Origin of the sequence: Rhodocytophaga aerolata, from assembly GCF_030503435.1 — a bacterium.
GTDB lineage: Bacteria > Bacteroidota > Bacteroidia > Cytophagales > 172606-1 > Rhodocytophaga > Rhodocytophaga aerolata.
In genome coordinates this window covers 1-10,856 of the sequence record NZ_JAUKPO010000077.1, presented here as the reverse complement: position 1 = coordinate 10,856, position 10,856 = coordinate 1, and the positions used below count along the sequence as shown (strand labels likewise).

10 protein-coding genes are annotated in these 10,856 nt (G+C 41.2%); 7 read left to right on the top strand and 3 right to left on the bottom strand.

The annotated features are described in order from the left end of the window. Positions 1 to 344: 344 nt before the first annotated feature. Entirely contained in the window at positions 345 to 1,253 is a 909-nt protein-coding gene (locus tag Q0590_RS35675) for a phosphate/phosphite/phosphonate ABC transporter substrate-binding protein (protein WP_302042465.1), read from the bottom strand. Positions 1,254 to 1,508: 255 nt separating this feature from the next. Between Q0590_RS35675 and Q0590_RS35670 the strand changes: the two genes are divergently transcribed. The 7 genes from Q0590_RS35670 (at position 1,509) to Q0590_RS35640 (ending at position 8,801) form a co-directional block, all read left to right on the top strand. Beyond that, the gene (locus Q0590_RS35670; protein WP_302042464.1) at positions 1,509 to 2,285 is read left to right on the top strand and encodes a transposase; all 777 of its coding nucleotides are present in this window, start codon (positions 1,509 to 1,511) and stop codon (positions 2,283 to 2,285) included. Next, positions 2,245 to 2,457, top strand: a complete 213-nt coding sequence (locus Q0590_RS35665) for a hypothetical protein (protein ID WP_302042463.1) — start codon at positions 2,245 to 2,247, stop codon at positions 2,455 to 2,457. Before Q0590_RS35670 ends, Q0590_RS35665 begins: the two co-directional genes overlap by 41 nt. Positions 2,458 to 2,725: 268 nt before the next feature. Then, on the top strand, positions 2,726 to 3,127 hold the full coding sequence (locus tag Q0590_RS35660) for a transposase (RefSeq protein ID WP_302042462.1): 402 nt from the start codon (positions 2,726 to 2,728) through the stop codon (positions 3,125 to 3,127). A 72-nt stretch (positions 3,128 to 3,199) separates the two neighbouring features. Beyond that, the gene (locus Q0590_RS35655) at positions 3,200 to 3,655 is read left to right on the top strand and encodes a nucleoside hydrolase (RefSeq protein ID WP_302042461.1); all 456 of its coding nucleotides are present in this window, start codon (positions 3,200 to 3,202) and stop codon (positions 3,653 to 3,655) included. Positions 3,656 to 3,727: 72 nt separating this feature from the next. After that, on the top strand, positions 3,728 to 3,997 hold the full coding sequence (locus tag Q0590_RS35650; RefSeq protein ID WP_302042460.1) for a hypothetical protein: 270 nt from the start codon (positions 3,728 to 3,730) through the stop codon (positions 3,995 to 3,997). 256 nt (positions 3,998 to 4,253) lie between these two features. Continuing rightward, positions 4,254 to 5,906, top strand: coding sequence for a glycoside hydrolase family 140 protein (locus Q0590_RS35645; RefSeq protein WP_302042459.1), 1,653 nt, complete (start codon positions 4,254 to 4,256; stop codon positions 5,904 to 5,906). A gap of 528 nt (positions 5,907 to 6,434) precedes the next feature. After that, complete coding sequence (locus tag Q0590_RS35640; RefSeq protein WP_302042458.1) at positions 6,435 to 8,801, top strand: ABC transporter permease; 2,367 nt, start codon at positions 6,435 to 6,437, stop codon at positions 8,799 to 8,801. Positions 8,802 to 9,060: 259 nt separating this feature from the next. Here Q0590_RS35640 and Q0590_RS35635 read toward each other — a convergent pair whose 3' ends face one another. Both Q0590_RS35635 and Q0590_RS35630 read right to left on the bottom strand, forming a co-directional pair. Further along, positions 9,061 to 10,203 carry a S41 family peptidase gene (locus tag Q0590_RS35635; RefSeq protein ID WP_302042457.1) on the bottom strand — a complete coding sequence of 381 codons (1,143 nt, stop codon included), beginning with the start codon at positions 10,201 to 10,203 and terminating at the stop codon, positions 9,061 to 9,063. Positions 10,204 to 10,543: 340 nt separating this feature from the next. After that, a partial coding sequence (locus Q0590_RS35630; protein WP_302042456.1) for a hypothetical protein occupies positions 10,544 to 10,856 on the bottom strand: 313 nt, incomplete at its 5' end.

The following is a 10,856-nucleotide window of genomic DNA, read 5'->3' as shown; positions in this document are numbered from 1 at the left end:
TAAAAAATACAAATATTAAAAGCAGTTTTCTCATATGGTTTCTAGTCTTTTTAAAGTATATGTCCTCACCACAATATAGAAAAATAAGTGATCTAAAAAAGGAGAAGTTACCCTGATTAAATAGCTTTTATATTAGTTAAATAAGTAGTGTTTTGTTAAGGAAAAGGCATAATAGGGAAAACAATGGAAACTATTATCTTCCCCTCTTGCCCAAATATGAAGTTTCAGAAAATGGGAAGTTGGCGAAACTGATTTGTAAATTTGTCATTTACAAACTGAGGTATTCGGATCTAGCCATCTTCAATGGTGACAAAGCTATAGGGATGGAACTGCCCGCTGATAAATTAGTTGAGAAATTGTTTTAGAATCTTTTCTAGATTTACACCCGCACCTATTTGTTTTTTAAATGGGTGGTAATAGCTGCTATCTATGCGGATAAATTTTTCAGCCTGCTTTGCTTCACTCCATCCATCTTTTACATACATCAAAGCCTGTGGATTACTTTCGTGCAGCTGCAGGAGTGCATTTATCAACCCTTCTCTACCTGAGGCTGGAATATTTTTGTTTACTAACACGGGGCCTAGCGGTATTTCCGGAGAAAGCCAGAGTAATCTGATTTTGTTGCTATTCTCAGCTTTACTTATAAAAGAAAAATATTCTGTGCTTCCAACAGCCGCCAATTCAACCTTTGCTTCTGCCACAGAATCAATGGTAGCTCTATGGGTTATACCGTAAGAAACTTGTTGGAAACTATTTTCAGCTTCCGCTAGTCCGGTACTGCTCAAAGCAAGCCTGGGAACAAGGTTGCCTGATGTGGATCTTATATTGACCAGCATCAATCTGGAACGAGCAGCGTATTTTTTGATTTGGTGCAGAGAAGTAATCGGACTGGAGTAAGCTGCCACAATAGCCGTTTTATAATTATCTTCTGTTCCTTGTTTTACTTGTAAGGCTACTAGCGGATCCATAGGGAACTCACCTGAAGAACTTTCCAAAAGCAGATAGCCAAATGTGTTAATTAAGGCGATATCTACTTCATTATTTTTTATGGCTTCAATCAACAAATGTACAGTGGCATAACTTGTTGCTTCTACTTTATAGCCTAACTTTTCAGTTAAGTGATGGGCAAGCGGGCTAATATTCGCTATCCGGTTATTGTCCGCATACTGATAGGTAGCTAACTTTAAGGATTGCCCACAGACTAAATGGGCGAAGAACATCAAAAATAAGAACAAGGCGGTTGTTTTACTCATATTCCTTTCATGCATATTTACAAAGCAAATCCATGTTTATGAACCATAAGGCGCTAGGTAACCTTTCTAACCTATCCTATTTTAGGATTTTCAGATACTGAACTTGCCGCAATAAAGTGCATCTATGTTACGTATAAAAAGTATGAATTATAGAAAATAATCGATGTTACTTATTAGCAATAGTTACTTTAACCTCCCGTGGGTGTTGCACAACTATTGGCTTTTAGTTATGACTTCTGCATGGTAAATTTATGAATGGTAGGGAAACGAAAAGAGATCAACAAGAATTGCCTCTCAGCTGCTGTAGAAGACTATATTCCAAAGGATAATATCTACCGGCGCTTAAAGCAGGTGTTAGATTTAAACTTTCTTTATGATATAGTCAAACCTTATTATGGTAAGTGTGGGCAGAAATCAGTAGACCCGGTTGTCTTTTTTAAGCTACAATTGGTAGCTCATTTTGAAAATATCTGTTCCGAGCGGGCCCTTATTAAAAAGAGTCAGTTGAGGCTAGACATCCTCTACTTTTTGGATTATAATCTAGGAGAACGACTTCCTTGCCATAGCACTTTATCGCGTACACGTAAGCGATTACCGGCTTCTGTGTTTGAGGCTTGTTTCCAATACATTCTTACTGCCTGTGTAGAAAAGGGTATGGTTAGTGGCCATACCCAAGTGGTAGACGCAGCTTTTGTCGAAGCGAATGCTTCTACTGATAGCCTGAAGCGAAAAGCGCTGTTGGAATGGCAGTTAGTTAAGGGTGAAGCCCAACAATTCACCCCTGCCGAACTGTTAGGGCAAGATGCCGCTTTCACCGCTTTGGAAAAGACAGCCAAGCCTAAAAGCTGTCCAAGAAATAATCGAACGCATATCAGTATGAGTGATGCGGATGCAAAGCTCACCCAAAAGGCGGGTAAACCTTCTCGTGTATACTACCTTTCTAGTATGAGTGTAGACACCTATCGGCATGTGATTACGCATATACAGGCGAATGGAGCATCTTGCTCCACTGGCAGACGAACGGGACTCTAAACATCTGATGGCAATCGTAGATAAGCTAGTACTAAATCTTAAGCAGTATGGTTTATACTTGCAATATCTACTAGCCGATGGAGGCTTTAGTTCCGGTGAAAATTATTCTGCTTTGGAGGCACGCCAGATCAAAGGCTTCATTCCTCTACATGGTAGCTACCATCCCAATTGACCACGGAATCGGGTCAATAAAGGGAAGGATTTAATTATGATACTGTACAGAATGCCTATGTATGCCGCAATGAAAAGCTGCTTTACTACCATGGTATCAAAATGGATAAAGGCTTTGCTAACCATTACTATCATGCCAGGGTGAAGGATTGTAAAGAGTGTCCGCTAAAAAAGGAATGTTGTGGCAACAAAAGACGGCAAAGCCTAATTTTTAGTGTCTACCGCCGCTATCATTGGACCTGATGCTCCGCATCATCGGTCCATTACTTATGCAAGAGCGAGTAGAAAGCAGGGAAGGCAAAAGCATGAAAAGACGAAGGATGGCTACGGTAGAACCTGTTTTTGGCAGCCTACTCAACTATTATGGCATGAAAAGAGCCAATGCAAAAGGGAAACAAGCCGCACACAAAATGATGCTCATTGCTGCTATGGCTTATAACTTGCAGAAACTGCTCCTTTTCGTAAACCATCCTAAATTCAAAATAGGCATTTATACTCTTGAGCAAGCTAATATCTCTTATTTTGTTATATATCACGTTGTGCAACACCCAGTCCCTTTTAGCATTACTTTTAATATGTCCCATTTTATTGGGAGGAGATTACTCCGGCCAATGCCCCAAAAACAGATCGAGGAGTTATCCGTGCCTTTTGCCCAGAACCCAAATTACTAATAGCTTTTTATTTCAATAAGCAGGTGCTATATTTAAAAAGCACCTGCTTTTAATGTTTTCAAGTAACCTTTGATGAAACAACCTTTCCTTTTCTTAGCTTTTCTGCTGCTGTTACCTGCGTTAAGTATTGCCCAGTACAAAGTAATTCTCGATACGGATATCGACTCCGATGTGGATGAGGTAGAAACTTTAGCCATGCTGCATAGGTTAGCTGATCAGAAGAATATAGATTTTTTAGGAGTGATTGTTACCAGTGATGATCCCTATGCAGCGCTTTGTACAGATGCCATTAATACCTATTTTAAGCGGCCGAATTTGCCTGTAGGTGTGCTGAAAAAGCAAGCGACCCTGAAAAATCATTCCAAATATACCAGGCATATTGCCCAGGAATTTCCACACCGACTAAAATCTCATGAGCAAGCCCAGGATGGAACAGCCCTTTACAGAAAATTACTTAGCCAAAGCCCAGATTCTTCTGTAGTGATTGTTACCATCGGTCACCTGACGAATTTGCAAAACCTGTTATAATCTAAGGCAGATAAACATTCTTCGTTGAGCGGCAAAGAATTGGTCGATATAAAAGTGGCAAAGTGGCTCTGTATGAGTGGACAATTTCAGGAAGGAAAAGAAGCAAACTTTTACCGCCCCAATCCAGCATCTACGGTGTACTGCCTGCAAGTGTGGGAAAAGCAAGTAACATTTGCCGGATGGGAAAATAGAAATAAAATCATAACCGGAGGAGAGTATCTGAAAAATAAGCTTTCCGCCCAAAATCCTGTCTACCGGGCATATGAACTATACAATGAATTTTCAGGGAAGGGCCTTTTGGGATCAGGTGGCCGTATTGCTATTAACAGAAGAATTAAATAATTATTTTGAAGTCGTTACCGATGGCTTTTGCCAGGGAGCGGAAGATGGCAGCAATAAATGGACAGGGGTAAAGAAAGCAAACATGCCTATGTGCGTTTTAAACTTAGTATTAACTACCTGGAAATTGGAAAGCTCGTGGATAATATGGCAATTCATTGATTGTCTTTATATTGATTGTCTTTATTATATTACTTCTCTAACTACTATTATATATTGAACCGGTAAATCAGAATCACCTCATTTGAACCTATACCCTATGTTTGCTTTTATTAAACTTAGCTATTTATTTATTCTGCTATTCACCTGTTTTTTTCTTTCCTCTCTTTATTCATCAGCCCAAACACCTGTCTGGACAAAGTTTGAACACACTTTTACCAGCAGCAAAGACTATCAGAATCCTCTCTACGATGTAAAGCAATTTACGGTCCGCTTCACCTCTCCTACTGGCAGGGTTAAGCAGATCAATGGGTTCTGGGATGGTGGCCGCATCTGGAAAGTACGTTTTGCTCCGGATGAAAAAGGTACATGGAGCTGGCAATCTATCTGCTCGCAGCAAGAAGATACAGGCTTGCAAGGCATCAAAGGAAGTTTTACCTGTACGGAACCTGTCAGTAAGCTGGAAATTTACAGGCGAGGCACCATTATACGCCCCAAAGGCAGCTACCATTTGAGCTATTCAGATGGCACACCTTTCTTTTGGGCAGCCTGTACCGCCTGGAACGGCACGCTCAAATCAACGGAAGAAGAATGGGAAACCTATCTTTCTAACAGAGCCTCTATCGGCTACAGTGTGATTCAGTTTGTTACTACCCAATGGCGGGGGGCAGACAAAAACTCATTAGGACAAGTGGCTTTTGAAGGAAGCGGCAAGATCAAGATCAATCCGGATTTTTTTCAGCATCTGGATGCCAAGATTGACAAAATTAATGAACATGGCTTGGTTGCAGCCCCGGTATTATTATGGGCCTTGCCAGTTTCCCAGGGCAGAGAATTAAGTCCTGGATACTACCTGCCTGATGGGGAAGCAATTCTGCTGGCCCGTTATATGGTGGCACGCTATGGAGGAAATCAGGTAATATGGATTTTAGGTGGCGATGGCAAATATACCGATGAATTCGAACAACGTTGGAAGACGATCGGCAGAGGCGTTTTTGCAGATGAACATCCTGGAATAGTGGCCCAGCATCCGGGAGGCGGCTCCTGGATTGGTGAGGTGTATGCCAATGAACCCTGGCTGGACATTGTGGGCTACCAGTCAGGCCATAATAACTCAGCAAATGCCGTAAATTTCATAACCAAAGGCACGGTAGCCAAGCTGTGGGATCAGCTACCAGCCCGTCCGCTAATTAATATGGAACCAGTATATGAGGAAATCAATCCTAAAATTACGGCTACCGATGTGCGCAATGCCAGCTACTGGAGCCTTTTCAATACACCCACTGCAGGTATTACCTATGGAGCCAATGGCATCTGGCCCTGGCTCAGAGAAGGAGAAAAAATCTTAAATCATGCTGGTACCGGTGAAGAGGTAAGCCGGTGGCGAGAAAGTATTCATCTTCCCGGAAGTGTACAGGTGGGCTATTTGGCTAATTTTATGAGAACTTTGGAGTGGTGGAATTTAAAACCTGCACCTCAACTGCTTGTACAGCAACCTGGAGATAAAACCTATAATCAGTTTGTTTCCGTTTCCCGGACTGATGATGGCACCACAACACTAGTGTATGTACCCCAATCTATGACTATTCAATTATATAATTTGAATGGAGTTGCTTTTAATGGGCAGTGGTTTAATCCGGTCGCCAACCAAATTTCCAAAGCTAAGGTCGCAGAAAGTAAAGGTATACTAGCCATCGCACCGCCAACCCAGTCAGGCGATTGGGTTTTGGTTTTAAAACAAAAAAATAAATAGTGATTTCTATGATTCTGCCTGAAAATAAAAAGTATGGTGGAGTTGCATAGAAAAATGGAGGATCAGAAAGGAGTGAATTGATCGGTTCAATGTTAAGGTGTCATTACTTTATTTAAGTCAGGCCTTTTTGAAGTCTCTTTATACTCCCCTTTTGAGTAATTGCAACAATAGATAGCTTGTAAAATAGCACAAGCTTTTCTCTACTTTGGCTTGACCAAAAAACTGGAGGCCAGAGATAGCCCCGATTGGAGGGCTACTCACGCTCACTTTATTTGCATTAATCTACCTGCATCTTTCTTTCCAGTAGATCAATCTTGCTAAAATATTTCTTTTTAAGTTTTGCTTGTTATTACAGTGCCTCATATCCCAACACCAATTGACTTTACACCATATGTTCACTACCGTACATAAGTGTCCATATCCGGACACTTTTCTACGCTCAATCTATAACATAATATGCTTATTATCAATAGCTTAAAAATCAGGCAAATAAATTGAAACAGAAAACAGAAACTATCCTTTTTTCCTATGTTCCAGAACTTTTTACAAACCACCTTCAGAAATCTTTGGAAAAACAAGTTGTACTCCCTCATAAATATTGGGGGCTTAGCAGTAGGTATGATGGCAAGTATTTTATTGTTTCTGTGGGTGCAAGAGGAGCTAAGCTACAACAGCTTTCATCAGAATACAGACCGGCTATACCGAGTAGTAACTTCCATTGGAACGGCAGATAGTAAGCAAACCTGGGCAAGTTCTACGGCTTCCTTAGCCCCTTTTGCTGCCCGAGAAATTCCGGGAATAGAGCAAACCGTGCGGTTTATTCCAAACTGGGAGGTATCCCTTTTTACTTATCAAGACAAGAAATTTAAGGAAAGTACCTGTGCTTATGCCGATCCTAGCTTTTTTACCCTGTTTAATTTTCCTTTTGTAAAAGGAAACCCTCAGCAGCCTTTCCCTAATAATCAATCCATCATCATTACCGAGTCGATTGCCAGCAAGTACTTTGGAAAGGAAGATCCGATTGGTAAAGTGATCCGCACGAATGATAAAGAAGATTTTATGATAAGCGGCGTTATAAAGAATATACCGGCCAACTCCTCCATACAATTTGACATCTTTTTTCCTTTCGATATTCTGGTGAAAAGGTATACTCCCAATATTTACTGGAAGTCTTTAGAAACAGACTGGGGAAATTTTGGCTATCAGACCTATTTTCTGCTTTCACCCAACGCCTCTCTGCCAGCCATAGAGCAAAAGCTAACCGGTTTGCAGCGAAAGCACAATGCCTACGATCATTCCTCCGTGTATTCTTTGCAAGCCTTTTCTACTATTCATTTGTACCATCCTGATGGCAGTGACGGGCGTATCCAAATGGTACGCATTTTCTTTATAGTAGCTCTTGTGATTTTATTAATTGCCTGCATTAACTATGTAAACCTGGCTACAGCTAGAGCCACAAACCGGGCCAAAGAAGTCAGTATACGGAAAATTATAGGAGCCAACCGACCCCAATTACTTGCACAGTTTTTAGGGGAATCTGCTTTTACAGTACTCAGTGCCCTTCTGTTGGCGCTGCTGCTCATTCAATGGATTATTCCGGCCTACAATGAACTAACGGACAAGCACATGGTGCTGCGCCTTACTGACCCCACCTTGTTAACTACCGTAGGAATGACCTTATTTGCTACATTACTGCTGGCAGGTATTTATCCGGCTCTGCTGCTGTCCTCTTTTCAGCCTTTGCAGGTGATGAAGGGAAAACTACTAGCAGGCAGTGGCAATGCTTCTTTCCGCAAGATACTGGTCGTTACCCAATTTACTTTCTCGGTTGCCTTGATCATCAGCAACTTTATTATAGGAAGCCAGTTACAGTATATCCGCAGCAAAGAGTTAGGTTACACGAAAGAAAATGTGTTTACCGTAGATATGCGAGGCGAGATGAACAAACACTACCAAGGTATAAAAAGTGAATTGCTGAAACAACCAGGGGTAATGGAGGTCACCTCGGCTGCCGGCAACTTGCTGCAGATTGGCAATAGTACAGGCGATACGGATTGGGATGGCAAAGCCCCTAAGTCTACCTTCATGGTGCATGCGATGGCCATTGAAGAAGATTTTTTAGAGATGTTTGATATGCACCTAACAGAAGGGCAGAATTTTACAGGCTCCAAAGCGGATTCTACCCATTACATCCTTAATGAAACAGCCGTTAAACAAGCCGGTATTCAAGATCCGATAGGTAAGCGGTTCAAGCTATGGGTAACCGAAGGAACCATTATTGGCGTGGTAAAGGATTTTCATTTCAGCTCAATGCACAATAAAATAGAACCGGCTGTATTTCTCTACCGGCCAGAATGGCACTGGCAATTGTATATAAAAACAACCGGGAAAGAGGCCCCTAAAGCCATTGCTGCAGCAGAGAAGCTCTGGAAGCAATACAATCCGGCTTTTCCTTTCGAATACAAATTTATGGATCAAGCCTACGATCAGATGTACAAATCAGATCAGCGGACGGGAAAACTCTTCAACTACTTTGCAGCCATTACAATCATTATCTCTTGTCTGGGATTATTTGGACTGGCCACCTATACAGCCGAGCAACGCACCAAAGAAATTGGCATCCGCAAAGTACTGGGGGCTTCGGTAAGTAATATTACTCTACTTTTATCGAAAGACTTCCTTAAGCTAGTCCTGATTGCTTTCCTAATCGCCACCCCCATTGCCTGGTACCTGATGAATCAATGGCTGGAGAATTTTGCTTACCAAATAGATATCTCTTTTTGGGTGTTTTTACTTGCCGGATTTCTGGCCATAGTCATTGCTCTGCTAACGGTCAGTTATCAAGCTATTAAAGCCGCCCTGGCTAATCCTGTAAAAAGTTTGCGCAATGAATAATGACGAATGACTATTGCAGAATTAATTATAGACAATCACCCGAATGATAACTACTCATTAGTTATTAACCACTATCAAGCCTACGCTAAAAAATTATCTGACTATGCATTAAGACAAGCTAATCCTTTGTCTTCATAGATGCATTCTGGAGTTTTGATAACCGGTGGGCTATCCTATTCATTGCAACTATACAACTAAGAAGCTAGTTGAAAAGCTTCCACTATAGCAAATCCTTTTGTTTGTATATAGCTGCTACAGTTTATTGGGCAATCCAGTCAAGAGCCATTTGCATGGATGGATCCTCTTCTAACTTCTCTGTTGGGTTGGTATCCCTTTGTAGTTCTATATCCGGTGCGATCCCTTGTTTATAGACTTGCTGATGACGGTTAGCATAATAGCCAATGGTCAGGTTCAAAGCAGAATTGTCTGCAAGAAATTTAAAACTGTTGGTAGTTGTCAGGCCATTGGTTTTGCTGCCTATGATTTTTACATTCGCCTGCCCGGCAAAAATAGCCGTAACCGCTTCTGCTGAGCTTGCCGTTTTAAAGCTAGTCAGCAGGGCTACTGGTAGGCTAGATTTTTTTATCCGGTAGTTTATGCTCGACTGCACGAGGGGTTCTACCTTTTTTTTCGCTCTTTGCTCTTCCACCTCTACATCATAGTATCCTCCCTCTTTATAGTAACTCTTTGCCAATAGCTTTGCTTGTTTATCTACCGTATAATAGCAGTTTTGATCATCCAGCAAAGGTCCCAGGCCTGTGATCATGGGCATGGCAGCACCCCCATCGTTTTCACGCAAATCGATTATCCAGCCGTTAATTGGCTGTTGGTCAAGCTGCCTGATAATAGTCTGCAAACTATCAGCAAACATAGTCATGGCTTCACTAAACAGGTTGTCAAAAGCAGGAACGGATAGATAGCCTATATTTCCGCTAATAAGTTTTGCACTTGCATAGGGCAAAGCCGTTTTTAAACTATCCACTTTGGAGCTATCAATATGAGGAGCCTTACCTTTTTTAATTTCCTCAATAGCTTGTGCAGTAAGCCCTAGATACTGATGGATCTGGGCTGCGGTGAGGAACGAAGAATGATGATCTTTTAAGAGCGGGAGTGCTTTTTTTATGGCCTGATGGGTATCTGCTTGGGATTGCGCTCCATTGGCATAGTACCTGATTAGCTGATGAATTTCATCAAAGTTTAAATCTTGTTTATGAAGCGCCTCCTGTTTCATAATAGCCACGACAGATTCAATATAGCGTTCAGCTTCGTTGGATAGTTTGATATCATTGCTATTAAACTTCAGGTCTAGTTGATCAATTACCACCTGTTGATTTGGTTGGACAGATGTGCAAGAAAAAGCAAGGATTAAAAGCAGCAGCAAGGAGATGGGTATCTTTAGCATAGAGAGGGATAACGGGTTTGTTTGGCTTACCTTCAACTAAAAGCCAGGTTTAGTAAATCACTTACAAGATTGAATATAGAATACACCCTTATAAAAAGCAACCCTCTTTCCATGAATGGGGATATGATCTGTAATCAATCCGGCAACCTTTACTACTCCATACAGGAAAGTCAGAGAAAAAACTTGATTAAAAAAGAAATGAATAGCTAAGACACAACTTACTTTTTGGTTTCAAGAAAGGGGAAGTTATTTTAACTATCTTTTTGCTGAAACCCATCCACATGAGCCAGTTTACTATAGGGAAGTAAACTATCTTTTCTACCTATCCCTGCTAGCAGGCTCAATTACCATAGAAAGTCAGATAAAGTTGCTTGCCACAAACAAGTATTGTTATTGGATCACTAGACGGCGAGTTGTGCTGCCGGCAGAGGATCACACCATCAACAGATATACTCCCGGTTGTATGGCTTCCCCAATATAAACCGTACTTTTTTGATCTTTCACCCACAAGAACTCGTCTACCAAAAGCTTTCCTTCCATAGACAACAAGGCTACCTGACAGAGCTCTTCTACCAGGAAAGGAAATTGAAGGGTTAATATTGTATGTAGTCAGATGAAAGTGGACAAAAGGGAAAGAAAAATAAGAGATAATT

Coding starts and splice junctions, on each gene's coding strand:
- Q0590_RS35650 (WP_302042460.1), top strand. CDS start 3,728: ATGAGTGGACAATTTCAGGAAGGAAAAGAAGCAAACTTTTACCGCCCC.
- Q0590_RS35670 (WP_302042464.1), top strand. CDS start 1,509: ATGGTAGGGAAACGAAAAGAGATCAACAAGAATTGCCTCTCAGCTGCT.
- Q0590_RS35655 (WP_302042461.1), top strand. CDS start 3,200: ATGAAACAACCTTTCCTTTTCTTAGCTTTTCTGCTGCTGTTACCTGCG.
- Q0590_RS35640 (WP_302042458.1), top strand. CDS start 6,435: ATGTTCCAGAACTTTTTACAAACCACCTTCAGAAATCTTTGGAAAAAC.
- Q0590_RS35660 (WP_302042462.1), top strand. CDS start 2,726: ATGCAAGAGCGAGTAGAAAGCAGGGAAGGCAAAAGCATGAAAAGACGA.
- Q0590_RS35635 (WP_302042457.1), bottom strand. CDS start 10,203: ATGCTAAAGATACCCATCTCCTTGCTGCTGCTTTTAATCCTTGCTTTT.
- Q0590_RS35665 (WP_302042463.1), top strand. CDS start 2,245: ATGGAGCATCTTGCTCCACTGGCAGACGAACGGGACTCTAAACATCTG.
- Q0590_RS35645 (WP_302042459.1), top strand. CDS start 4,254: ATGTTTGCTTTTATTAAACTTAGCTATTTATTTATTCTGCTATTCACC.
- Q0590_RS35675 (WP_302042465.1), bottom strand. CDS start 1,253: ATGAGTAAAACAACCGCCTTGTTCTTATTTTTGATGTTCTTCGCCCAT.